Source organism: Flavobacterium tagetis (genome assembly GCF_016735615.1).
GTDB classification, from domain to species: Bacteria; Bacteroidota; Bacteroidia; order Flavobacteriales; family Flavobacteriaceae; genus Flavobacterium; species Flavobacterium tagetis.
The window spans coordinates 263,265-286,479 of record NZ_JAERSF010000003.1 but is presented as its reverse complement, the minus strand read 5'-3'; the positions used below and the strand labels follow the sequence as shown (position 1 = coordinate 286,479).

General features: G+C 34.2%; 22 protein-coding genes. 8 read left to right on the top strand and 14 right to left on the bottom strand.

Going from position 1 to position 23,215, the window contains the following annotated elements; all coding sequences use genetic code 11:
• Positions 1-9 precede the first annotated feature (9 nt).
• The 5 genes from JI750_RS15385 (at position 10) to JI750_RS15365 (ending at position 4,843) form a co-directional block, all read left to right on the top strand.
• Positions 10-1,494, top strand: a complete 1,485-nt coding sequence (locus JI750_RS15385) for an MFS transporter (RefSeq protein WP_202003808.1) — start codon at positions 10-12, stop codon at positions 1,492-1,494.
• A gap of 94 nt (positions 1,495-1,588) precedes the next feature.
• Positions 1,589-2,848: an alginate export family protein gene (locus tag JI750_RS15380; RefSeq protein WP_202003805.1), complete on the top strand. Its 1,260-nt coding sequence runs from the start codon at positions 1,589-1,591 to the stop codon at positions 2,846-2,848.
• Positions 2,849-2,986: 138 nt separating this feature from the next.
• On the top strand, positions 2,987-3,352 hold the full coding sequence (locus tag JI750_RS15375) for a hypothetical protein (protein WP_202003803.1): 366 nt from the start codon (positions 2,987-2,989) through the stop codon (positions 3,350-3,352).
• A 153-nt stretch (positions 3,353-3,505) separates the two neighbouring features.
• A complete protein-coding gene (locus JI750_RS15370) occupies positions 3,506-4,219 on the top strand; it encodes an exonuclease/endonuclease/phosphatase family protein (protein WP_202003800.1) in 714 nt (237 codons plus the stop codon).
• Between the two features lie 3 nt (positions 4,220-4,222).
• Positions 4,223-4,843: a class I SAM-dependent methyltransferase gene (locus JI750_RS15365; protein WP_202003796.1), complete on the top strand. Its 621-nt coding sequence runs from the start codon at positions 4,223-4,225 to the stop codon at positions 4,841-4,843.
• Positions 4,844-4,966: 123 nt separating this feature from the next.
• Here JI750_RS15365 and JI750_RS15360 read toward each other — a convergent pair whose 3' ends face one another.
• Positions 4,967-5,671: a Crp/Fnr family transcriptional regulator gene (locus tag JI750_RS15360; RefSeq protein WP_202003793.1), complete on the bottom strand. Its 705-nt coding sequence runs from the start codon at positions 5,669-5,671 to the stop codon at positions 4,967-4,969.
• A 176-nt stretch (positions 5,672-5,847) separates the two neighbouring features.
• Here JI750_RS15360 and JI750_RS15355 point away from each other — a divergent pair, with 176 nt between their 5' ends.
• From JI750_RS15355 to JI750_RS15345, 3 genes are all read left to right on the top strand, one after another.
• Positions 5,848-9,366, top strand: a complete 3,519-nt coding sequence (locus JI750_RS15355) for a nitrate reductase (RefSeq protein ID WP_202003790.1) — start codon at positions 5,848-5,850, stop codon at positions 9,364-9,366.
• Between the two features lie 286 nt (positions 9,367-9,652).
• A complete protein-coding gene (locus JI750_RS15350) occupies positions 9,653-11,083 on the top strand; it encodes a rubredoxin (RefSeq protein WP_202003787.1) in 1,431 nt (476 codons plus the stop codon).
• 139 nt (positions 11,084-11,222) lie between these two features.
• Entirely contained in the window at positions 11,223-11,858 is a 636-nt protein-coding gene (locus JI750_RS15345) for a hypothetical protein (RefSeq protein WP_202003783.1), read from the top strand.
• 174 nt (positions 11,859-12,032) lie between these two features.
• On the opposite strand, the gene moaA is transcribed toward JI750_RS15345, so the two are convergent.
• From moaA to JI750_RS15280, 13 genes are all read right to left on the bottom strand, one after another.
• The gene (moaA, locus tag JI750_RS15340; protein ID WP_202003780.1) at positions 12,033-13,040 is read right to left on the bottom strand and encodes a GTP 3',8-cyclase MoaA; all 1,008 of its coding nucleotides are present in this window, start codon (positions 13,038-13,040) and stop codon (positions 12,033-12,035) included.
• On the bottom strand, positions 13,027-13,941 hold the full coding sequence (moaCB, locus tag JI750_RS15335) for a bifunctional molybdenum cofactor biosynthesis protein MoaC/MoaB (RefSeq protein ID WP_202003777.1): 915 nt from the start codon (positions 13,939-13,941) through the stop codon (positions 13,027-13,029). The genes moaA and moaCB overlap by 14 nt, the downstream gene beginning before the upstream one ends.
• Positions 13,942-13,950: 9 nt before the next feature.
• On the bottom strand, positions 13,951-14,382 hold the full coding sequence (locus tag JI750_RS15330) for a molybdenum cofactor biosynthesis protein MoaE (protein ID WP_066034044.1): 432 nt from the start codon (positions 14,380-14,382) through the stop codon (positions 13,951-13,953).
• 161 nt (positions 14,383-14,543) lie between these two features.
• Positions 14,544-15,620 (bottom strand): HesA/MoeB/ThiF family protein, encoded by a 1,077-nt coding sequence (gene moeB, locus JI750_RS15325; protein ID WP_202003773.1) that lies wholly within the window; start codon positions 15,618-15,620, stop codon positions 14,544-14,546.
• A gap of 10 nt (positions 15,621-15,630) precedes the next feature.
• Positions 15,631-15,870 (bottom strand): MoaD/ThiS family protein, encoded by a 240-nt coding sequence (locus tag JI750_RS15320; RefSeq protein ID WP_202003770.1) that lies wholly within the window; start codon positions 15,868-15,870, stop codon positions 15,631-15,633.
• Between the two features lie 2 nt (positions 15,871-15,872).
• Positions 15,873-16,661 carry a uroporphyrinogen-III C-methyltransferase gene (gene cobA / locus JI750_RS15315; protein ID WP_202003767.1) on the bottom strand — a complete coding sequence of 263 codons (789 nt, stop codon included), beginning with the start codon at positions 16,659-16,661 and terminating at the stop codon, positions 15,873-15,875.
• Positions 16,662-16,667: 6 nt separating this feature from the next.
• A complete protein-coding gene (locus tag JI750_RS15310; RefSeq protein ID WP_202003765.1) occupies positions 16,668-17,240 on the bottom strand; it encodes a molybdenum cofactor guanylyltransferase in 573 nt (190 codons plus the stop codon).
• A gap of 76 nt (positions 17,241-17,316) precedes the next feature.
• Positions 17,317-18,063: a sulfite exporter TauE/SafE family protein gene (locus JI750_RS15305; protein WP_202003762.1), complete on the bottom strand. Its 747-nt coding sequence runs from the start codon at positions 18,061-18,063 to the stop codon at positions 17,317-17,319.
• 121 nt (positions 18,064-18,184) lie between these two features.
• The gene (locus JI750_RS15300) at positions 18,185-19,357 is read right to left on the bottom strand and encodes a molybdopterin molybdotransferase MoeA (RefSeq protein WP_202003760.1); all 1,173 of its coding nucleotides are present in this window, start codon (positions 19,355-19,357) and stop codon (positions 18,185-18,187) included.
• A gap of 164 nt (positions 19,358-19,521) precedes the next feature.
• A complete protein-coding gene (locus tag JI750_RS15295; RefSeq protein ID WP_202003757.1) occupies positions 19,522-19,770 on the bottom strand; it encodes a DUF6755 family protein in 249 nt (82 codons plus the stop codon).
• A gap of 17 nt (positions 19,771-19,787) precedes the next feature.
• Complete coding sequence (locus JI750_RS15290) at positions 19,788-20,300, bottom strand: Rieske (2Fe-2S) protein (RefSeq protein ID WP_202003754.1); 513 nt, start codon at positions 20,298-20,300, stop codon at positions 19,788-19,790.
• A 10-nt stretch (positions 20,301-20,310) separates the two neighbouring features.
• Complete coding sequence (locus JI750_RS15285; RefSeq protein ID WP_202003751.1) at positions 20,311-20,880, bottom strand: 4Fe-4S dicluster domain-containing protein; 570 nt, start codon at positions 20,878-20,880, stop codon at positions 20,311-20,313.
• 15 nt (positions 20,881-20,895) lie between these two features.
• Positions 20,896-23,112: a molybdopterin oxidoreductase family protein gene (locus JI750_RS15280; RefSeq protein WP_202003747.1), complete on the bottom strand. Its 2,217-nt coding sequence runs from the start codon at positions 23,110-23,112 to the stop codon at positions 20,896-20,898.
• Positions 23,113-23,215: the final 103 nt, after the last annotated feature.

Below are 23,215 nucleotides of genomic sequence, written 5' to 3'. Positions count from 1 at the left end.
ATAAGTGCTATGAAAAATACAAAATCACTATCGCAATCACACAAAATTTTATTTTTGAACACATTGGCTTTTACAGTGTGTTTTGCTTGTTGGACATTAAACGGAGTTCTAGTAACTTTTTTAGTCGATAACGGAATTTTCCACTGGGACGTTATTCAAGTTGGATGGCTTTTGGGTATTCCAATTTTAACAGGTTCGATTATGCGTCTTCCAATTGGAATTTTGACAGATAAATTTGGCGGAAAATACGTTTTTTCACTTTTACTGCTTTTAAGTTCAATTCCGTTGTTTCTTCTTCCTTATGCTGACAGTTTTTTCATGTTTGCTGTACTTAGTTTCTTCTTCGGAATGGTAGGAACTAGTTTTGCAGTAGGAATTGGATATACCTCAATTTGGTATCCAAAAGAATGGCAAGGTCGCGCACTTGGAATCTTTGGTATGGGAAATGCTGGCGCAGCTATCACAACCTTTTTAGCGCCTTCATTATTAAATCATTTCTCAATAGATGACCCGCAAAATGGATGGAAAGTTCTTCCTGTTATTTACGCCATTTCATTAGTAGTAATTGGTGTTGCCTTTTTAATTTTCGCTCAAAACAAAAAAATAGAAAGCAATGGTAAAACTATTTCACAAATGCTTACGCCTCTAAGATCACAAAGAGTTTGGCGTTTTGGAGCTTATTACTTCTTAGTCTTTGGGTGTTTTGTAGCCTATTCTCAATGGTTATTGCCAAACTTCATGAACGTGTACCAAACAAGTTTGGTTATGGGAGGATTGTTTGCGACGATGTTCAGTTTGCCTTCTGGAGTAATTAGAGCTTTTGGTGGTTATTTATCAGATAAATTTGGTGCCCGAAAAGTGATGTATTGGGTTTTGAGCTCTTCAGTAGTTTTAAGTGCATTATTATCTATTCCTAAAATGGAAATTACGACTTCAGGCCCAGGAATATTAGCTGCTAAAAAAGGTGTTGTAAATGAAATCAGTGATAAAACGGTAAAAGTTGGAGATAAAGAATATCCTATTGCACAAAAAACAACTAATACAGCTGAAAATACCATTTTCCCTACTACTTCAAGCTGGCAGGATGTGGTTGTAGCACACAATCAAAGCGTTGCCAAAAAAGAACTAATCGCAAAAGGCGTGACTGTTATTAAGTTCGATGCTAATATGTGGGTGTTTCTGGTTTTGGTTATTCTGATCGGGATTTCTTGGGGAATTGGAAAAGCGGCAGTTTACAAACATATTCCTGAATATTTTCCAAAAGAAGTCGGCGTTGTGGGGGGAATGGTCGGAATGATTGGTGGTTTAGGTGGATTTTTAGGTCCTATTATCTTCGGATATTTACTAACTGCAACTGGAATCTGGTCAAGTTCATGGATTTTTATTCTAATCTTTTCAACGGCCTGTTTAGTTTGGATGCATTACACTATTACACAACTATCTAAGAAAAAAGAAGTTAAAGTAAATAAAGCAAAATTGGAGCCTGCGTATTAAACTTAGATTAAAAAAAAATTAAAAACATGACCGTAATCATATTTTATGATGGTATTTTCTTATAAATTTACTTCCGATAAAAATACAAGAATTTATGAAAAAACTTAAACTAATTTTAATACTTATCGTGGGATTAAGTTTTGAAATACAAGCCCAAGAATTAGATGTAAATCTACAAATTAGACCGCGTTTTGAATATCGTAACGGTTACAAAACCCTCCTTCCAGAAGGACAAAAAGGAACCTCACAAATTTCGCAGCGTTCTCGTCTGAACTTTAATTATAAACAAGAAGATTTGATTGTAAAATTGACTTTTCAAAATACCAGAACATGGGGTGATGTTGCTCCTGCAACAGTTGCCGATAAAAATGGAGTCGCAGTTTTTGAAGCTTGGGCACAATATAATTTTACCGAAAAATGGAGCGCAAGAATGGGACGTCAGGTTCTTTCTTATGATAATCAGCGTATTCTGGGTGAAATGGATTGGGCACAACAAGGCCAAAGTCATGATGCATTAACAGTTTCTTTTCATAATGAAACTCAAAAATTAGATTTTGGAGGCGCTTACAATTCAAATGCCGAAAATGTAGTTCAAACTCCTTATACAGTTGCCAATTATAAAGCTATGCAGTATGCTTGGTATCATAATCAATTTAGCGAAAAATTAGGTTTAAGCTTCTTAGCACTTAACACTGGTTACGAATATGCGAATGCTGATGCGAAACTTTTAGTTGATTACAAACAAACTTTCGGTCCGTATTTAACTTATAAAACAGGCAAAATAGACAGTAATTTTTGGGTATACGGACAAACTGGAAAAAGTACTGATTTACAAGTAAGCGCGTGGAATGCGGCAGCAAATTTTAATTATAGCATAACAGATTCTTTCAAAGCCGGTTTAGGTTACGAATTTTTATCTGGAAAAGCTTCAAATGACGGAAGTACAGTAATCAAATCTTTTAACCCGATTTTTGGAACTAACCACGGGTTCAATGGCTATATGGATTATTTTTATGTTGGAAACCACTTAAACAGTGTTGGTTTACAAGACGCTTTCTTAAAATTGAATTACAATGTAAACAAATGGCAATTTGCTTTGATTCCGCACGTATTCTTATCAGCTGCTGATGTAGTTACACCTACAAATGAAAAATTAGATTCTTATTTAGGAACTGAAATTGATGCCACTTTTGGATATAATTTCAAAAAAAATATAACTCTTAGTGGAGGTTATTCTCAAATGTTTGGATCTAAAACAATGGAATTTATTAAAAACGGAGATGCTAGCCACACCAATAATTGGGCTTGGTTGATGATATCTGTTGATCCTAAAATTTTTAGCTGGAAAAAATAATTTTTCTTTAAAATTAACTAGAATATTTTACCCTTTTCCTATTTCTGGAAAAGGGTATTTTTTTTATTTCATAATAATGTAAATTATATGTTTAATTATTTATATTTGAATCGATTATGAACCCCCAATTCTATCCTAATGAAACCATTTCTAAAATTGTCTTTGCTGACTTTTATTGTCACGCAAACAGGCATCGCGCAAAAGTACAATGATGCCTTAATTTCTAAAAACTCAGAAATAAATTTTGCGAAAACGCAAAAAAGAGGAATCAAGAAAAACAATATTGTTTATTATGTTGAAAATGATTTACAAACAATCTCTGCTTACAAAAGAAAAAAATTGAAATGGCAAACCAATGTAATTTCGATCTGCGGAAAACCTCAAAAAGGCGAACCTGAAATAAGATACGTTGGTTATAATACAGACAAACTTCTTATTGTGATAGGAAAACATCATTTTGCAGAAATTGACATCAATTGCGGTACAACAAGACTTGTTGGTTAAGATTAAACTATGATTAAAATACATCTTTAATTTGCCTTTTTTCAAAATTGAGAAAAGGCATTTTTGTTCTTGAAGAAACTGGTTTTAAACTTCTAATTAAGTATATTTGATAAGCATTTCGGCTATTTTAATTTCTTAAGAGATATTTTAAACATGAAACTCATCGCTTGGAATTGCAATATGGCATTCAGAAAAAAAGCTCAGTTTATTCAAGCTTTTAATCCTGATATTGCTGTAATTTCTGAGTGTGAAAATAACGAAAAGCTCAAATTCCTAAACAACACAAAATTACCTTCAGATGTACTTTGGTATGGAACAAATCCGAATAAAGGAGTTGGTGTTTTTTCATATGGAGATTATAGATTCCAACTTTTAAAATGTCATAATCCTAATTTTAAAAACATTCTTCCAATTGCAGTAACAGGCGGAAAAATTGACTTCACCCTATTTGCTATTTGGGCAAATAATCCAGCGGATAAAGATGGCGCTTATGTAACGCAGATTTGGAAAGCGATTAATTATTATGAAAATTTAATCAAAGAAACCAAAACCATTTTAATTGGAGATTTCAACAGCAACACGATTTGGGACAAACCTCGAAGAGAAGGAAATCATACAACGGTAGTAAATAAATTAGCCGAAAAGAACATTTTTAGCACTTATCACAAATACTTCAATCAAATTCAAGGTAAAGAAGAGCATCCGACTTGGTACTTGTATCGTCATGAAAACAAACCTTATCATCTCGATTATTGTTTTGCTTCTAATGATTTTATTGAAGTTTTAGAAAGTGTTGAAGTCGGCACTTACAAAGATTGGACTTTGTACAGCGATCACAAACCTTTAATAATTAAATTCAATATATAAACTATGAACAACTGGACTCAACGTTGGGATGACCGTTATAAAACTGAAGAATTTGCATACGGCGAAGAACCTAACAATTACCTTAAAGAACAAATTGAAAAACTAGAAACAGGTACTATTCTTTTTCCTGCCGAAGGAGAAGGACGAAATGCCGTTTTTGCTGCAAAATTAGGTTGGGAAGTTTCTGCATTTGATATTAGTGAAGAAGGAAGAAACAAAGCTTTAAAACTAGCAGAAGCAAATAATGTTTCAATTGATTATCAAGTTGGCGAACTGGAAATTTTAGATTTTCAAGAAGAACAATTTGATGCAATTGCTTTGATTTATGCTCATTTCCCTGCTGAAATTAAATCTGAAATTCATCAACAACTTGATAAACTTTTACGAAAAAATGGCATTATAATTTTTGAAGCTTTCAGCAAAAAACATTTAGAATATGTTACTAAAAATGAAAAAGTTGGCGGACCAAAAGACATTGAATCTCTTTTTTCAATCGAAGAAATCAAAGCTGATTTTCCAAATTATGAAATCATAGAATTGGAAGAAAAAGAAATCGAGCTCAGTGAAGGTCTGTTCCACAACGGCACAGGATCTGTAATTCGATTTGTGGGAAGAAAAAAATAAATTACACTCGACGTAGAGACGCACTGCACTAAAGACGCACTGCAGTGCGTCTCTACAAAAAAAATCAAAATTTTTACATCAACACCAAACCTTAGCATCTTAGAATCTTAGCAACTTAGAACCTTAAAAATACTTATGCTCCATAATTTCAGATCTTAACTCTGAAACTTCTAAAATCCCAACACGCTTTCCTTCCGTTTTAATCAACGATTCTTTTTTAAGACTTGATAAAATACGTATTGCTTGCTCTTCTGTAGTTCCAGCAAAATCGGCAATTTCTTTTCGCGAAAGCTCAATATCAATCAGACCATTCGTTTGTCCAAATTTACGATGAATATAAAGCAGCAAATCAATTACACGTTCACGAACATTCATGTGTGCAATTTTACGGATATTGTTTTCGCTTTTGTTTAATTCTTCTGCGTAGAATAACATTAAAGCATAAGTAAACTCAGGAATATGCTGTAAAATTTCGAGCATTGTTTCGTTGCTGAAATTACACAAAACGGTATCTTCAAGCGCATAAGCACCAATAAGATAACGCTTACTCGTTCCAAATCCGCGGAAACCTATGATATCACCGTTTTTGGTTAAACGAACAATTTGTTCACGACCGTTAATTCCGGTTTTTACTGTTTTCACTTTTCCTTTACAAATAAAAAAAAGTCCTTGCAATGGCGCGCCTTCTGTAATAAACCGATCTGATTTTTTACAGATAATGTTTTGCTTTTTAGAAACATAACCTGCCATCTGTTCTAAATGCAGATGCTTCTTGATAAAACAATTTTCATTGACGCAGGAATAACAAATGGTTTGCTCTTCTTTCATGAGTCTAAATTTTAGCAGATTAAAAACTAATTTGTTGTCCTTCATTTATTTTCATCAAAATTAAAAAAATAAATCCAAAAAATACGTATCAATACGTAAAAATACTTATTTTTGCATAAGTACTTTTTATGAAGTCAGACCAATCAATAAAAGTAGTATCTCTAAATAGAACTCTAATGCAAACTACGAAGATCAAAACTACCTGTTCCTACTGCGGCGTTGGCTGCGGTATAATCGTAACCAACGATGCTAAAAATGGCGTAATGGTAGAAGGCGATAAAGATCATCCTGTAAACAAAGGAATGTTATGTTCTAAAGGAATGAATTTGCATTACGTAGTTAATGATACGTCTGACAGAATTTTATATCCTGAAATGCGAGGAAGTAAATCTTATCCACTCGAACGCGTAAACTGGGATACAGCTCTTGATCGAGCTGCAGCTGTTTTTTCTTCCATTATTAAAAAACACGGGCCAGACAGCGTTGGCTTTTATATTTCAGGACAATGCTTAACCGAGGAATATTACTTAGTCAACAAACTCGTAAAAGGCTTTCTGAAAACGAATAATATCGACACCAATTCTAGACTTTGTATGAGTTCTGCAGTTGTGGGATATAAAAAGACTTTCGGAGAAGATTCTGTTCCCATTGCTTATGATGATATCGAACTGGCTGACACTTTTTTAATTACAGGCGCAAATCCTGCTTGGTGCCACCCTATTCTTTTCAGACGACTAGAGAAACACAAAGAAAAAAATCCGAAGACTAAAATAATTTGTATTGATCCAAGACGAACAGATACTGCCGCTTTCGCCGATTTGCATCTGCAGATTATTCCGGGTTCAGACATTATTTTATATCATGCTATTGCCAGACGTATTATCGAAAAAGGTTATGTAGATCATGATTTCGTTAAAAATCACGCCGAAAATTTCAAACAATACAAAGACTTAGTTTTAGGTACTTCGCTTGAAAAAGCTTCGAAACTTTGCGGAATTTCTGTAAACGATATTAAGCTTGCTGCAGATATTATCGGAAAAGCTAAAGGATTTATTTCTCTTTGGGCAATGGGATTAAACCAAAGCGCTGTTGGAGTTGATAAAAATACAGCATTGCTTAATTTATCTTTATTAACTGGGCAAGTTGGAAAACCAGGTTCTGGGCCATTTTCATTAACAGGTCAGCCAAACGCAATGGGAGGACGTGAAGTTGGCGGAATGGCAACTCTTTTGGCGGCGCACAAAGACATTGCAAACCCAACACATCGCAAAGAAGTTGCTGACTTTTGGGGCGTTGACGAGATTTCAGACAAACCGGGTCTAACGGCAACAGAAATGTTTGAAGCCCTAGAATCTGGAAAAATGAAAGCAGTTTGGATTATCTGCACCAATCCGTTAGTAAGTTTACCCGATTCGAGAAGAGCAGAAAAAGCACTTCAAAACGCAAAATTCGTAGTCGTTCAGGATATTTCGCATAATGCAGATACAGCAAAATTTGCCGATTTATTACTACCTGCAGCAGGTTGGTTAGAAAAAGAAGGAACGATGACCAATTCGGAGCGTCGCATTTCTTATCTGCCAAAAGGAATTAATGCGCCTGGAGAAGCTCTTCCAGATATTGAAATCTTAATTCGATTTGCTAAGAAAATGAATTTCAATGGCTTCAATTTCAACAGTGCCGAAGAAATTTATAAAGAGCATTGTGCGCTTACTAAAAATACTAATATTGATATTTCATTCTTAAATTATAATCGCTTAAAAAACGAAGGTACTTTTCAATGGCCAGTTCCAGATTACAATCATCCTGGAACACCTAGATTATTTACAGATAAAAAATTCTATACACCTTCTGGGAAAGCGATTTTTAATTTGCCAGTTTCCATTGAAAATACATCAGTGCAACCAAATGACGAATTTCCTTTTATTTTAACAACAGGAAGAATTCGCGATCAATGGCATACGATGACAAAAACTGGAAAAGTATCGAGACTATTAACTCATATTCCAAGTCCAGTATTAGAAATAAATCCGATTGATGCTTTTAAAAACGACATCAAAAATGGTGACATTGTCATCGTTTCGAGCAAAAACGGAGAAGTCCGTGTAAAAGCAAAAGTTACCGATTCGATCAAAGAAAAAGTCGTTTTTCTACCGATGCATTGGGGAAAACAGCTTGAAAATGATTTAAATAGAACCAATAATTTAACAAATACTGTTGTCGATCCAATTTCAAAAGAACCTGATTTTAAGTTCACAACCGTTTCGATTAAAAAATATGTAAAACCATTTCAGAAAATTGCCATTGTTGGCGCTGGAGCGGCTTCATTCCGATTCATTCAAAACTATCGCGAATTCAATTTAACCGATGAAATTATTGTTTTTTCTAATGAAATGAATCCATTTTACAACCGCGTTTTGCTTCCTGAATATATGACGGGAGAATTCAGTTGGGAACAGCTTTTAAAAGTAAAAGACGGCGAAGCTTTCAATAAACTAAAAATTACTATGAAAGCCGGCGTAGCAATTGAAAAATTAGATTCAAAACAAAAAACAATTGTTGACAGTCAGGGCGAAATTCATACTTTCGATTCTTTGATTATAGCAACCGGTAGCCGTCCGTTTATTCCAGAAAATGCACAGCTTCATCTTCCAGGTCGATTCACCGTGAGAAGAAAAGAAGATGCTGATCGTTTAAAAAAACATTTGGACAGCACCAATCTTCCGCCTGAAGAACAACATGTCGTAATTATCGGCGGTGGATTGTTAGGATTAGAATTAGCAGCAGCCTTAAAACATAAAAAAGTAAAAACTACGATTATTCAGCGCGCTTCGCGTTTGATGGAACGCCAATTGGATCTAATTTCAAGTAAATTATTGGCAGAAGAAGTTCAGCTTCGCGACATTCAAATTTATTTTGATAATGAAGTAAGTACGGTCTTCGAAACTGATAATCCAAACGAAATTGAAATTGCTTTAAAAAGTGGAAAAATCATCACCGCAAATGCCATTGTGTATACAATTGGAACGATTCCAAACATCGAAATTGCGAGAGAAAGCGGACTTTCTTGCGGACGAGGCGTTAAAGTGAATCAATATTTACAGACTTCAAATCCAGATATTTTTGCGATTGGCGAAATAGCTGAATTTGATAATAAACTGTTCGGAATTACTTCTGCCGCCGAAGAACAAGCCGATATTTTGGCTAACTTTTTAGCGGGCGATATTAGCAGTTATTACAAAGGTTCGATTTTAATGAATATTCTAAAATTAGAAGACATTAATCTTTGTAGTATTGGTGATATTACAATTCCAGAAAATGACGATTCGTATGAAGAAATTGTTTTTGCTGATTTGAAAAAACGTTATTACAAAAAATGTATCGTAAAAGACGATCTTCTGGTTGGTGCTATTTTGATGGGCGATAAAAATGAGTTTGCCGAATTCAAAACCATGATCGAAAGCAAAATTGAATTATCAGACAAACGAAATACGCTTTTGAGAGGAAGTTCAAATGCAAAACCAGTTTTAGGAAAATTAGTTTGTTCATGCAGTCAAGTTGGCGCTGAAAATATTGAAGAAACCATTAAAAGTGGCGTAAATGATTTCACCGAATTATGCAAAAATACGGGCGCAGGTTTAGGATGCGGAAGCTGTAAAACAGAGGTAAAGGAAATATTGGCAAAGTGTAAAGTGTAGTTGTTATATTGTGTTGATCTAAACGCAAAGTTCGCAAAGGTTTTCCGCAAAGTTTCGCAAAGAATAATATTATGTGCATACACTTGTTTTCTATTGAAAAAAGTTCGCAAAGCTATGCGCTAGAATCCTTACCCAAAGCTTTGTGAACTTTGGCAACTTATTATAAAACAAAAAAAACTTTGCGAAACTTTGCGGAAAACCTTTGCGAACTTTGCGGTAAAATTCATGTTCAAAGTAAAGCAACGTCAAACCTGAAACAAAGAAAAACCTGAAACAAAAAAACAAGATGGAACTAACAAGATTAATAGTAAAAGGAGGCGTTATTTCGCCAGGAGAACTTAGAGAAGTTGTAAACATCGCTTTTGAAGAAGGTCTGGATTCAATTTCGTTTGGTTCCAGACAGGATATTATTTTTCCTAAAGGGTTTAAATCTTTGGATAAAACTACTTTAGGGAAACATCATTTTGTTTATCCTGATCAAAAAAGTGGCAACAATATCGTTTCTTCTTATGTTTCTACTGATATTTTTAGAAATACTAACTGGCTTACGGGAAACCGTTTTTTATATATTTTGGAAGAGTTTAAAGAACAGCCAAAACTTAAAGTCAATATAACTGATCCGAAACAGCAATTGGTTCCTTTGTTTACAGGGCATTTAAACTTTATCGCTTCAGAGCATGAAGATTATTGGTATTTATACATTCGTCTTCCTAAATGGGAAAAGATAAAAGTTTATCCTGTTTTGCTTTATAGCTGGGATTTGGCTAAGATTTATTACGAAATTGAAAAAATTTCAGAAGAAGATTCTGCTGATATAGAGACCCTTTTTGCTTTAGTGAGTGAAGCTTTAGATACTAATAATAGAACAATTGACAAACCATTAAATATTCCATTTTATCCATTTCCGTATTACGAAGGAATGAATCGAATGGGAATCGATCAATATTGGTTGGGGTTATACTGGAGAAATAATTTATACGATTTGGATTTCCTAAAAGAAATGTGCGATTTGTGTTTTGAATGCAAAATCGGAAAAATCTGTATCACACCATGGAAATCTTTCATTATCAAGGGAATTCCTAAAGACCGAAAATTGGAGTGGGAAAAGTTTTTAGGAAAAAGAGGAATCAACGTTCGTCATTCGTTATTAGAACTCAACTGGCATTTACCCGTTGCAATGGAATGGGCATTGAATCTTAAAACTTTCTTGGTTCGAACTTTAGATCAATTCGACATCAGCACCTACGGTTTAAATTTCGGAATTTCAGAATACAACCGCGACGGACATTATTTTACTTCGATTGTCATCGAAAAAAATGAACTTCCGGCTGCTTTAGAATCTATCAAAATCAGAGATACTTATAATGTATTATTTGCGAAGAATTTCGATCCAAATACGCGTGAATATATTGTGCATTCTCAAGATATTGATAAACTAGAATTGCCAACAATTTTAATTGAACTAAGCAGAAAATATTTCGATGAACTGGGCAACACGACTGTAGAAACAACAGAAAATACAACGAAAAAAGAAAAGCCACAGTTGGATATTTACCAATGCCAAGAATGCTTAACACTTTACAATTCTGAATACGGAGACGAGACTCAGGGAATTCCAAAAGGTCTTCTGTTTGAAAATCTTCCTGAAAGTTACTGCTGTTCTCTTTGTGAAGCGCCAAAAAGTAATTTTATAATTTTGGAAACAGTTGAAAATTAATGAGTTCTAAATCACCTTAGTGTTTTGTATTCAAAAATTGCGTATATTTAGCTTAACTAAGAATTTATATTAAAGTATCATACTTCATAAGCTTTAAAACCACTTGGTTAACATCTATTACTCAATAAAAAATACAGTTATGATAAAACGAAATTCAAGTACTCCTGCTGTAAATAATACTGATATTCCAGCAGAAACAGCTGTAGAAACCACTACAGAAGTGCAACCAGAAACTAAGACAACGGTTAAAAGAACGACAAGAACTGCTGCAAAAACACCTGCAGCAAAAACAACTACTTCAAAATCCACTGCCGCAAGATCGACTGCAACTAAGGCACCAGCCGCAACTGTAAAACCTGTAGCAAAAACACCAGTAAGAGCAGCTTCTAAAACAACTCCGAGTGCAACTGTAAAAAAAGCAGCAGCAGTCACTGCAAAAAAAGAACCTATTGTTTCTGAAATTGTAGAAATTAAAACCAATGATGTTTCAGAAAACAAACCTGTTGTAACTGTTGAGAAAATTGGCAAAGAAAAAAACGACATAAAATCAAAGCTTAAAGCTAAACTCAAAGCCAAAAAAGAGAAAGAAAAGAAAAGAGAAAAAACAATTAAAGCTGTTATCAAAAAATTAGAAAAAGCTAAAAAAGCAAAACTAAAAACGGCCGAAAAGGAAAAAGAAAAAGCAAAAAAGGCAAAAGAGAAAGCTAAAGCCAAAAAAATTGCTGACAAAAAAGCTAAGGCTCAGAAAAAGGCAAAAGCGAAAAAGAAAAAATAATTTTGAAAAGGTTTGACTTTACGAGTTGAACCTTTTTTTATTCCACTAAGTAAATCATTACGAAGCAAAATGCACTAACAATAAGTCATAACAAACGTAATTGCTTCGCTTCTCACAATCACAAACCATGCGAATTAGGCTTCGACTTCGCTCAGCCTGACAATTCACAATTACTTACCCCCCAATCGCAATCATACTGCGATTATCAAAATGTTTTGTAGGATCGTCCATTTCATCCATCGTAACCATTCCTGCCCTTACTTTCTTTTTATTCTGAATCGATTCTGAAATCAAATCAGTAATAGATTTTCCATTTCTAAAAGCAGTCAATAAGTCAGTTTCTGAATTAGAGAAAAGGCAGTTTTTTATTTTTCCGTCTGCCGTCAAGCGGATGCGGTTGCAACTATCACAAAACGGATTTGTGATGGAACTAATAATACCAAAATCGCCTTGAAAACCTTTTACTTTATAGTTTCTTGAAGTGAAGTTTTTTTCGTCTTCTAATTTCAGAATTTCTTCTGAAGAAAATTGAGTTTCAACCAAAGATAAAATTTCTTGTTGCGAAACCATTTTGCTTCTGTCCCACTCGTTTCCTGCAAAAGGCATAAATTCGATAAATCGTACAGAAATAGGCAGAAACTGAGTCAATTTTACAAAATCAACAATTTCGTTATCATTGAAACCTTTCATCAAAACGACATTTACTTTTACATGAAAATTATTATTCAAAAGCAAATGCAGATTATCAATTACTTTTTCAAACTGGTTTCTAAGCGTTATAGAATGAAATTTTGAAGAAACTAAAGTATCTAAACTTAAATTGATTTTTTTTACATTGGATTGCTTTAAGACTTCAATGTGCCTATCAATTAAAATTCCATTTGTGGTAATAGAAAGTGAAACATTTAATTCAGATAATTTTGAAATGATTTCTGGAAAATCTTTTCTAAGTAAAGGCTCACCGCCAGTTAATCTTATTTTATCAACACCATTTTTTACGAAAGTTTCAGCAATTGCAAAAATCTCTTCAGTCGTCATTAAACTGGCCTTTGGAGACAAAGCGATTCCATCTGCCGGCATGCAGTACGTACAACGCAGGTTGCATTTTTCCAGCAGCGAAATGCGCAGATAATTATGCTTGCGACCAAAACCGTCCGTCAAAATAGTGTTAGAGGCTGTCATGATTTTTTCCTTTTAAAATATGAAAAACGTGCATTACGTGCGGAAAAATAGCATCCATTGATTCTCTTACTCCATTTGTCGAACCTGGCAAAGCCAAAACTAGAGCTTTTCCTAAAGTTCCCGCAACACTTCTAGAAAGCATCGCATACGGCATTCTTTGCTGACCGTAATTGCGAATAGCTTCTTCAATTCCAGGAATTCTACTTTCTAAAATTGGTTCTAAAGCTTCTGGAGTTACATCTCTTGGAGATAATCCAGTTCCGCCTGTAAAAATTACCAGCTGATTTTCTTTGGCGAAAGCCTTAGTTTTTTCCTGAATGATATCTAATTCATCTGGAATGATTTCGTAATGAGAAGTTTCAACTCCGTGCGAATCTAATTTTTCTACAATTGTTTTTCCAGAACGATCTTCTTTATCTCCAGCAAAAATCGAATCGGAACAAACAAAAACCGCCGCTTTTATAGCATTTGGGAATTTATTTTTAAAAGAAGATTTTCCTCCTTCTTTATTTATTAATTTGATGGTCGAAATCTCAATTTCTTTATCAATTGGTTTTAGCATATCGTACATTGTTAATGCAACAATCGATGCACCGTGCATCGCTTCAACCTCAACCCCTGTTTTGTAAACTGTTTTTACTTTGAAAATAATATGAATATCTAGACCTTCAATATTATACTCTACAGAAGTAAATTCAATTGGTAGCGGGTGACAATCAGGAATGGATAAATGGGTATTTTTTACCGCAAACAATCCAGCCGTTTTGGCCATTTCAAACACGTTTCCTTTTGGCACTAGATTATTCACAACAGCATCAATTGTTTCCTGTTTGCTGACTTTTACAATTGCGGTTGCAGTTGCGACTCTTAAAGTGCTTATTTTATGCGTAATATCTACCATTATAATTTCTTAGGTATTTTGTTTCCAAGTGAATGTATCATTTTCAAACATTTCTTTCCCAAAAATCGGAACATCTGTTTTAATCCAGTTTACAATAGCTTCTGTTGCTTCATAAACTTGTTTGCGTCGCGTTGCGGAAACGAAAACAAACAAACATATTTCGCCCGCTTTTACAACGCCCAAACTATGGTAGATGTGCATACAGGTTAAATCGAATTTGGCGAAAGCTTTTTCTCGAATTGCATATAAAGCTTCATTTGCCATGTCTTTATACGCCGAATAATCAATTGCTACGACGGTATTGTCGTGAATAACATCGGCACGAACTTGTCCTAGAAAAATATTATGTGCTCCAATAGTATGTTTGGATTGATGTTTGGCGATCGATTCTGCAATAAATTCTGGAGAAATCGGTCCTTCTACAAATACATTTTTACTCATTTTTTATATTTTTTTGATAGCGACGAATTCACGAATTTTAAAGTTTTTTTTCTTTTGTCAGGCTGAGCGAAGTCGAAGCCCACGTCCAATTGGAACGCCCTTCGACTTCGCTCAGGGTGACATGCTAACTTATAATCCTTTTTAATCCTTAAAATCTGTGGCTATAAATTTATCTCCGTTGCTAATAACTTCTTCATTGCCAAGGCACCTCCAGCAATGCTTTTTATATTTTTAAATTGATGCTTTTGAAGCAATTCTACCGCAATTTTACTTCTGATTCCAGATTGGCAAAAAATGTAAATAGTTTGATTTGAATTCAGTTTTCTAATTTCATTTTCTAGATTCATCAATGGAATCTGAAAGCCGTTTTTCAAATTTATTTTTGGTTGCTCATCATCATTTCGAACATCTAAAAAAAGAACCTCATCATTTTCTATTTCATCCAAAATAAGCTCAAATTTTATTTCTTCAACCTGATTTTCAAATGAATTGTATTTCTGTTCGAAATCTTCTTTAGCCATTTCTAGTTCTGAACTCTTTTCGAAATCATATTTCTGTTGCTCATTTTTCAAAACATTATAAACCAGAATCTTTCCGCTTAAAACATCTCCAACTCCAAGAATCATTTTTATGGCTTCATTAGCCTGAAACATTCCGATAATTCCAACAGAAACTCCAATTACACCAGCGTCTTCGCAATTTACCACACTCGAATTTTCGTCAGGATATAAACATCTGTAAGTTGGTCCGTTTTGATAGTTGAAAACAGAAACTTGTCCCTGAAATCTAAAAATAGATCCGTAAACCATTGGTTTATTGGTTACAAGACAAGCATCATTAATTAAATATTTTATTGCAATATTATCTGTTGCATCAACAATAATATCATATTTTTCAAATAATGAAATGACATTTCTTCCAGATAATTTTTCAGAAAAAGCATTGACTTTTATTTCTGGATTTAATTCTGAAATCATCGTTTTAGTTTCTTCTGCTTTGGATTTTCCAACAGCCGAAGTTTTATAAATAACCTGACGATGAAGATTTGAAACATCAATTATATCATCATCAACAATTCCGATTTCACCAACTCCTGCACCGGCCAAATAAGGCAAAACTGCAGCACCCAAGCCACCTGCACCAATCACCAAAACTTTCGCTTTTGATAATTTATACTGGCCTTCCTCTCCTATTTCAGGAAGAATAGTCTGTCGGTTATATCTTGTTGATTTTTTCATTCTTTTTTAATTAACCACCCGCAAATGGTGGCAATAGTGCTACAATATCTCTGGTCTGTAAAGTATAATCTGAAGTTTTAGAAACTATTTTTTGATTTACTGCAACACTAAAAGTCAGAGATTCGAAATCGTATTTTCCGTTCAAATCCTGCAACAATTTTTGCAATGATAATTCTTCTGAAAAAGATAGTTTTTCGAATTCACATTTTGTTTTTTCAGCAACAGCTCCAAAATATTTAACCTCTATCATTTTTATAAATTTAAATTTTGGAAAATGAACTCGTCTTCAAAGTGTTCTTGAAAATACGAAATCCAACTCGATGTATTTCTTACTACTTCACCAATCACGATAATGGCTGGTGATGATATATTTTTTTCTGCTACCAATTTAGTAATTGTATTGATAGTTCCAATCACTTTTTGCTCTGAGTTTTTTGTTCCGTTCTGGATAATCGCAATTGGAAGATCGTCATTTCTATTTTGCTGATAGATTGAAATGATTTCGTCTAATTTATGCATTCCCATTAAAATAACCACCGTTGCTGCCGATTTTGATGCTAACAAAATATCTTTTGACAATTTATGGTCTGAAGTCGTTCCTGTGATAACCCAGAAACTTTCGGCAACTTTTCGCTGTGTCAAACTGATTCCAACTGAGGCTGGAACTCCTAAAGCAGATGAAATTCCAGGGACAATAGCTGTTTCGATTCCAAAATCTTCTGCAAATTCGATTTCTTCACTTCCTCTTCCAAAAACAAACGGGTCGCCGCCTTTCAAACGAACCACATGTCCATGAGTTTTTGCCATAGAAACAATCAAATCATTGATCTGATCTTGTGTGTAAACGTGACAGCCTAAACGTTTTCCAACAAAAACAATTTCTGCATTTGATGCGTATTCCAATAATTCTTCGTTTACCAAAGCATCATACAAAACTACATCGGCACTTTTTAAAGCTTTAATCGCTTTTACCGTAATCAATTCAACGTCGCCTGGACCTGCGCCCACAATCGTTAATTTTGGTGTTTTTAAATTTCGCATAGTCTTTTAAGTTAAATTGATATTCAGGTCGTTTAACTCGTCAGCCGAATTAATATTGGTTAAATGAAAGTTCTCACTTTCTTCTATGTTAATAATCTGATGCGGTAATTTCGCTAGCAAATCCATCATTTTTAATTCGTCGGAATCAATCGCTTCTTTAATAATCGGAACAATATTTTTTGAATAAATTCCAATCAATGGATGTGTTTTGCTCTCGGATGCAAAAACTGTAATTCCAGCTTCTTGTGTATGTTTTGAAATTAATTCCTGTAATAATTCGGTTGAAATTAACGGAATATCACAACTTAAAATAAGATTGAACTCAGTTTCTGAATGTGATAATGCCGTGTAAATTCCTCCCAGAGGTCCTTTATCTGCAATTAAATCTGATATCTTTTCATACTCTAAATAATCGTATTCTTTTGAGGCCGTAATTAGTTTAATTTGATCTGTAATTGGTAAAATCGCCTGAATGATGTGCTCAATAAATGGTTTATCCTGAAACAAAACCAATCCTTTTTCTGACTGCATTCTGGTGCTTTTTCCTCCGCAAAGAATAAATACTGTTAGTGTTTCCATAGCTTTTATGTTTCAGGTTTCTGTTATTATTTAGGCACAAATTTCATAGAATTTTGGACTTAAATCTTATTCTATTTCAAGGAAAAATCAATTTAACGCTTGCCATTAAAATCACTGTTCCTAAAACCATTTTTAATGTTCTGTTAGAGAAAGAGCCACTTCCGTAAAATCCCCCTAATATTCCTCCTACTACAGCAATTGGAACGAGATAGAAACTTTCCATCGGAATCGTTTTTCCTCCTAAAAAGAATCCCATCATTCCAGCAAATGAGTTTACAAAAATGAATAAACTCGAAATCGCAGCCGATTCTTTCACTGATGCCCATCCTAAAAATAACAGAATCGGACTTAATATAATTCCACCGCCAATTCCCAGCATTCCAGATAATAATCCGATGGCAAAACCAATTGCCAAAGCAAACGGAAGATTAATTTTTACCTCTTCCTTTTCTTTAAAATTAAATACACCAAACAATCTCAGCGCTGCAAAAACCAAAACAATTCCTAAAACAATTTTATAAATCGCATTATCTAAAGTTATAAAACCTCCAATAAATGCTGCCGGAATCGATGCAATTGCAAACGGATAAAACAATTTGGGCTTGAAATAATTATTTTTATAATAAAACAAAAACGAAATACTCGAAACAAACAAATTCAACAATAAAGCCGATGGTTTCATTACTGAAACTGGAAAAGCAAAAATGCTCATCAAGGCCAAATATCCTGATGCTCCTCCATGCCCTACGCTTGAATATAAAAACGCAATTACAATTAATGCGAAGCTGAATAATACTATATTTTCGGAACTTAATAGGTTCATTTTTTGTTTAATCGTTTTTTGGGTTAACTGTTTAATCGCTTCTCCTATATGTTTTTATTTATACAGCGGTTTTCAGCATCTTTCTTAAAAATCTATTCTCTTTATTCTTAAAATCTAAAATTTAGTCTATTGGCAATAATGTTACCAATTGACCTTTTTTATATTCTTCAACATTTTCAGGGACAATCAATAAACTGTTGGCAACAGCAAATGTATTGAGCATTGCTGAACTCTGACCATTCAATACTGTAACATTTGTTTCGTCGTACTTTGCTTTTAAGAATAATGTTTTTCCTGTATCATTCTTAATTTCTGAATTTAATTTTCGAACTACTTTTGTTTTATGAATTTCAGAAAATCCCATTCTGTTTTTTATCGCCGGCAAAACATAAATGTAAAAGTTTGTTAGCGAAGAAGCTGGATTTCCTGGTAATGCAAAGACTAAAGTTTCATTTTTCGAGCCAAAGAACATTGGTTTTCCTGGTTTTTGATTGATTTTATAAAAAAGTTCCTTTACTTCATTTTGCAGTAATGCTTCTTTTACAAAATCATAATCTCCAACTGAAATTCCACCAGAAATTAGAACAATATCATACTTTTTTAAAATATCTTTTAAAGCTTTTTTTGTTGCTTTCAAATTATCTTTTACGCGATAAACTTTTGCTTTTTCAATCCCTATTGTTTGAAGCGCAGCTTGGAGCATAATCGAATTACTTTCAAATATTTTTCCTTTTCTTAATTTTTTGCCAGGCTGTATTAATTCATTTCCTGTCACTAAAATGGCCACTTTTGGCTTTTTATAAACCTCAACTTCTGTAATTCCCAGACAAGCTAAAAATCCAATTGCCGCAGGAGTAATTAAAGTATTGGCTTCAAAAACTACTTCATCTTTTCCAATCTGCTCACCTTTTGAACGAACATTTGAAAACTTTTCCGGCATTGTGGCAATCAAAATCGAATCCTTATTTGCCATCACATGTTCCTGCATTACCACTGTATCTGCATTATCTGGAACAAAAGCACCCGTAAATATTCTAATTGCTTCGGTATTTTTTAACTTTATATTAGAATGATCTCCAGCCTGCGAGGTTCCAATAATATCATATTGATGTCTAATACTGTGTGTAAAAGCGTATCCATCCATAGCTGATTGTCGAAACGGTGGCATGTTTATTGGCGAAATTACTTTTTTGGCCAAGACAAAACCTAATGCTTTACTAACAGAAACTAGCTTTGCTGGCATCCTATTGCTGTTTGCTTCAATTATCGTTATGGCTTCTTCAACTTTTATCATTTAGACTATTTTTTATAAGCAAAAAAATACTTATCACAAATATAAGTATTTTTACTTAGTTCAATCAATTAAGTATCTATTTTTTTTTAAATATAAATTTAACGCAATTCTTTTAAATAGATTCATAAAAACTGAAATAGCTTTTAAAGTTTAAGAGATTTTGCTTATTTCTTTCTAAAATTGCCTTTTGGAAGATAATATAACCATGCAAAACCAATAAAAAATAAGATTGCTGAAGCTATAAATGCTGGAATCAAAATTTCTTTATTGTTTTCTAGTGCATTATTCAGTGATGCATATAAAAGCCAGATTTGAATACTTACGTTTAAAATTAAAATAAAAATAAGTGTTGAAAGTATATTATTCAGCTTATTAGGATTTGCCTCATTTTGGCTTCGTCTAAAAGTACTCATAATTCAAAATTTTAAAATCAGCTATCTTTTTTTTCTATTAATGCTTTTACAAAAACAGCATTTTCTTTAAAAACCACTTCTAATTGTGGTAAAGCTCTTGGCGGTGGTCCGGCTATTACGTCTCCTGTCATGGCATCAAATGAACCTTCGTGACAAGGGCAATGGATGATCCCAGTTCCCGGTTTATAAAACACAGAACAGGAAAGATGGGTACATTTTTGCTCGTAAGCTCTAAATTCGCCACTTTCTAAATGAATTAATATGTATGGAATTGTACTTCCTTCTAAAACAAAACCTCTTGTTCCTCCTATTGGAACATCTTCTTTATTGCAGATAAAATGTTCGCCTTGTACTTCTTCTTTTGGCAACAAAAAAGCTTTTGCGGTTACAAAACCACTTCCTACCATTAATCCGCCAGAAACAAAAGTCAGGAATTTAGCGAAATCGCGTCTGCTCACCTGTATGGATTCCTGTTTTTTTATGGGGAAATCTTTTTTCCAGTTTTGATTTAAATTATCTTCTTTTGACATGACTCGATATTTAATAAATTCTTAATTCTGTACTTCCTTTTGGCATCATAATATTGACTTTTGTTTTGACTTTTTCCTGCCCAAAAATGAAGTTATTGATTGGTGTACTGTTTGGTCTCATTTCTTCAATTTGTTCTCTCGTTCCGTAGAACAATGCACCACTTGGACAAACTGTGGCACACATTGGTTTTTTGCCCACACTTGTTCTATCGTAGCACATAGTACATTTCATCATTAAATCATACTCTTCTACTTTTTTTGGAACGCCAAAAGGACAAGCCATAACGCAGTTAGAACATCCTATACATCTTTCTGTACTTGCGGTATGTACAACGCCAAATTCGTCTTGCGAAATAGCATCAGCCGGGCAGACATTTGCACAAACAGGATCTTCGCAATGCATGCAAACCTGAACGGTTGTTTGAATTGTCGATGAACGATCTACATAGTTTACACTTATTAAGGTTTGCTGTCCGTTTGTTTCGCATTCGGCGCAAGCCATTTCACAGGCTTTACAACCAATGCAACGTTGCATATCTACAAAAAACTCTTCTTTTGTATTAAAATTGGTCAAATTCATGGTTACTTCTATAGATTAAACACTTGCAAAAGCTTCAGATTCTTTAGACGGTGGGGCAATTGTTCCGAGCGGTTCCAATTGACACGCACAAACTTTGAATTCAGGCATTTTAGAAACAGGATCCAAGGTCGCAATTGTTAATTGATTTGCTGATTTGAGACCAGGCCAGTGATAAGGCACAAAAACGGTATCCCTTCTAATTGTTTCTACAATATTTGCCGGAAAAACTCCTTGACCTCTTCTGGTTGACACCTTCACTAATTCTCTCTGTTTTATTCCGTATTTTGTTGCCAAATCTGGATGAATTTCTATAAATGGTTCAGGAAATTGGTCTACTAATTTTCCAATTCTACGGGTTTGTGTTCCACTTAAATATTGAGAAACTACCCGTCCTGTTGTTAAAGTAACTGGATATTCCTTATCTGTAACTTCACTCGGCAATCTGTATGGTGCTGGGTTAAAATGCGCTTTTCCATCTGGCGTTTTAAACTTTTTATCTTCCCATAATCTCGGAGTTCCTTGATGGCTTTCTGTTGGACAAGGCCAGAACACCCCCATATTATCTTCTATTTTTTTATATGAAATTCCAAAATAATCTGCTGTGCCACCTTTTGAAGCCACCCTAAGTTCATTAAAAATGGCCTCGCTGTTATCATAGGAGAATTTATCTTCCTTCCCCAGTCTTTTAGCAATTTCTAATAGTATAGAAGTATCTGTTCGTGCTTCTCCTGGAGGCGTTACAGCTTGTCTTACTCTTATAACACGCCCTTCTGCAGAAGTTGTAGTTCCTTCTTCTTCCTCTTGTAAAGAGCCTGCCAAAACAATATCGGCGTGGCGGGCAGTTTCATTTAAAAAGAAATCAATACAAACGTAAAACTCTAACTTTTCCAGCGCTTCTCGCACATAATTGTTATTTGGAAGTGATACTAATGGATTAAAACAGATCGAAAGCAAACCTTTTATTTCTCCTCTATGAATAGCGTCAATAATTTCATAAGCTGAAAGACCTTTTCCAGGCATATCCTTTTCATCAATTCCCCATACTCCAGCTATATATTTACGATGTTCTGGATTCTCTATATCTCTATTTCCTGGCAATTGATCACATTTATGACCATGTTCTCTTCCTCCTTGTCCATTGCCTTGTCCTGTTATTGTTCCATATCCGCAATAAGGTTTTCCAATTCTGCCTGTTGCCAAAACTAAATTGATGCATCCCACAACATTATCTACTCCTTTAGAATGCTGTTCGATACCTCGTGCATGAAGCAAGAAACTTGTTTTGGCCTTACCCCATAATTCTGCCGCTTCTTTAATTTTGTTTTTATCAATACCTGTTATTTCCTCTGCCCATTCTAATGTATAATCTTTCACAGCGTCTATCGTTTCCTGAAAACCTGATGTATAATTATCAATAAAATCATGATCTAGCATGTCATGGTCTACCAAATATTTCAACATAGCACCGTACAAAGCAGAATCTGTACCAGGTCTTATATCCAAGTGAATGTCCGCTGTTCTTGCCATTGGGATCATTCTTGGATCAATAACAATCAATTTAGCACCACGATCTCTTGCTTTCCAAATCCAGTGTGTCAATGTTGGAAAAGTTTCACTGATATTTGCACCTGTCACGATAATTACTTCGGCATATTCCAGATCTGAATAATTATTTGAAGCACGATCCAGACCAAATGCTTTTTTATTTCCGGCACCGGCACTGACCATGCAAAGTCTTCCATTATAATCCAGATTCTTTGTTTGAAGAGCGACACGGGCAAATTTTCCTACCAAATAACTTTTTTCATTGCTAAGTGAAACCCCCGAAAGCATAGAAAAAGCATTTTTCCCATATTTTTCCTGAATTCGCTTAATCTCAGAAATGGTTTTATCCATTGCATCATCCCATGACATTTTCTCAAATCCTTTTCCTTCCACCCTTTGTATCGGATGCAAAAGTCTGTCCGGATGATTATTTTGAAGATAACGCTGTACACCTTTTGGGCATAAACGTCCTTCGTTAAAAGGAAATTCCATCCAAGGTTCAAAACCCACCACTTTATTTTCTTTTATTAATAATTGAATACCACATTGCATACCGCAAAAACAACAATGCGTTTTTACAATTTCGTCTGGCTCGTCTTTTCCTTCATAACCGTCTTGAGGCGCATAATTTTTATGAGGTCCGAAAACTTCTATGATTTTTTCTGGTGATACTGGTAGTTTTGCCATATTTTTTATTTTTTATTTTAGGCCTCAAATTATCCGTAAAAGGTGAAACTTGAAACCTAAAACATGAAATTATTTTTTATTTAAAGTTTCACACAAAACCTTG

Bases quoted from the DNA above. Each gene is read 5' to 3' on its own strand.
- JI750_RS15360 (WP_202003793.1), bottom strand. From the start codon at position 5,671: ATGAAAGAAGAGCAAACCATTTGTTATTCCTGCGTCAATGAAAATTGT.
- moaA (WP_202003780.1), bottom strand. From the start codon at position 13,040: ATGACAGCCTCTAACACTATTTTGACGGACGGTTTTGGTCGCAAGCAT.
- JI750_RS15300 (WP_202003760.1), bottom strand. From the start codon at position 19,357: ATGATAAAAGTTGAAGAAGCCATAACGATAATTGAAGCAAACAGCAAT.
- JI750_RS15355 (WP_202003790.1), top strand. From the start codon at position 5,848: ATGCAAACTACGAAGATCAAAACTACCTGTTCCTACTGCGGCGTTGGC.
- JI750_RS15350 (WP_202003787.1), top strand. From the start codon at position 9,653: ATGGAACTAACAAGATTAATAGTAAAAGGAGGCGTTATTTCGCCAGGA.
- JI750_RS15290 (WP_202003754.1), bottom strand. From the start codon at position 20,300: ATGTCAAAAGAAGATAATTTAAATCAAAACTGGAAAAAAGATTTCCCC.
- JI750_RS15320 (WP_202003770.1), bottom strand. From the start codon at position 15,870: ATGATAGAGGTTAAATATTTTGGAGCTGTTGCTGAAAAAACAAAATGT.
- JI750_RS15345 (WP_202003783.1), top strand. From the start codon at position 11,223: ATGATAAAACGAAATTCAAGTACTCCTGCTGTAAATAATACTGATATT.
- moaCB (WP_202003777.1), bottom strand. From the start codon at position 13,941: ATGGTAGATATTACGCATAAAATAAGCACTTTAAGAGTCGCAACTGCA.
- JI750_RS15375 (WP_202003803.1), top strand. From the start codon at position 2,987: ATGAAACCATTTCTAAAATTGTCTTTGCTGACTTTTATTGTCACGCAA.
- JI750_RS15365 (WP_202003796.1), top strand. From the start codon at position 4,223: ATGAACAACTGGACTCAACGTTGGGATGACCGTTATAAAACTGAAGAA.
- JI750_RS15380 (WP_202003805.1), top strand. From the start codon at position 1,589: ATGAAAAAACTTAAACTAATTTTAATACTTATCGTGGGATTAAGTTTT.
- cobA (WP_202003767.1), bottom strand. From the start codon at position 16,661: ATGCGAAATTTAAAAACACCAAAATTAACGATTGTGGGCGCAGGTCCA.
- JI750_RS15280 (WP_202003747.1), bottom strand. From the start codon at position 23,112: ATGGCAAAACTACCAGTATCACCAGAAAAAATCATAGAAGTTTTCGGA.
- JI750_RS15385 (WP_202003808.1), top strand. From the start codon at position 10: ATGAAAAATACAAAATCACTATCGCAATCACACAAAATTTTATTTTTG.
- moeB (WP_202003773.1), bottom strand. From the start codon at position 15,620: ATGAAAAAATCAACAAGATATAACCGACAGACTATTCTTCCTGAAATA.
- JI750_RS15330 (WP_066034044.1), bottom strand. From the start codon at position 14,382: ATGAGTAAAAATGTATTTGTAGAAGGACCGATTTCTCCAGAATTTATT.
- JI750_RS15285 (WP_202003751.1), bottom strand. From the start codon at position 20,880: ATGAATTTGACCAATTTTAATACAAAAGAAGAGTTTTTTGTAGATATG.
- JI750_RS15295 (WP_202003757.1), bottom strand. From the start codon at position 19,770: ATGAGTACTTTTAGACGAAGCCAAAATGAGGCAAATCCTAATAAGCTG.
- JI750_RS15310 (WP_202003765.1), bottom strand. From the start codon at position 17,240: ATGGAAACACTAACAGTATTTATTCTTTGCGGAGGAAAAAGCACCAGA.
- JI750_RS15370 (WP_202003800.1), top strand. From the start codon at position 3,506: ATGAAACTCATCGCTTGGAATTGCAATATGGCATTCAGAAAAAAAGCT.
- JI750_RS15305 (WP_202003762.1), bottom strand. From the start codon at position 18,063: ATGAACCTATTAAGTTCCGAAAATATAGTATTATTCAGCTTCGCATTA.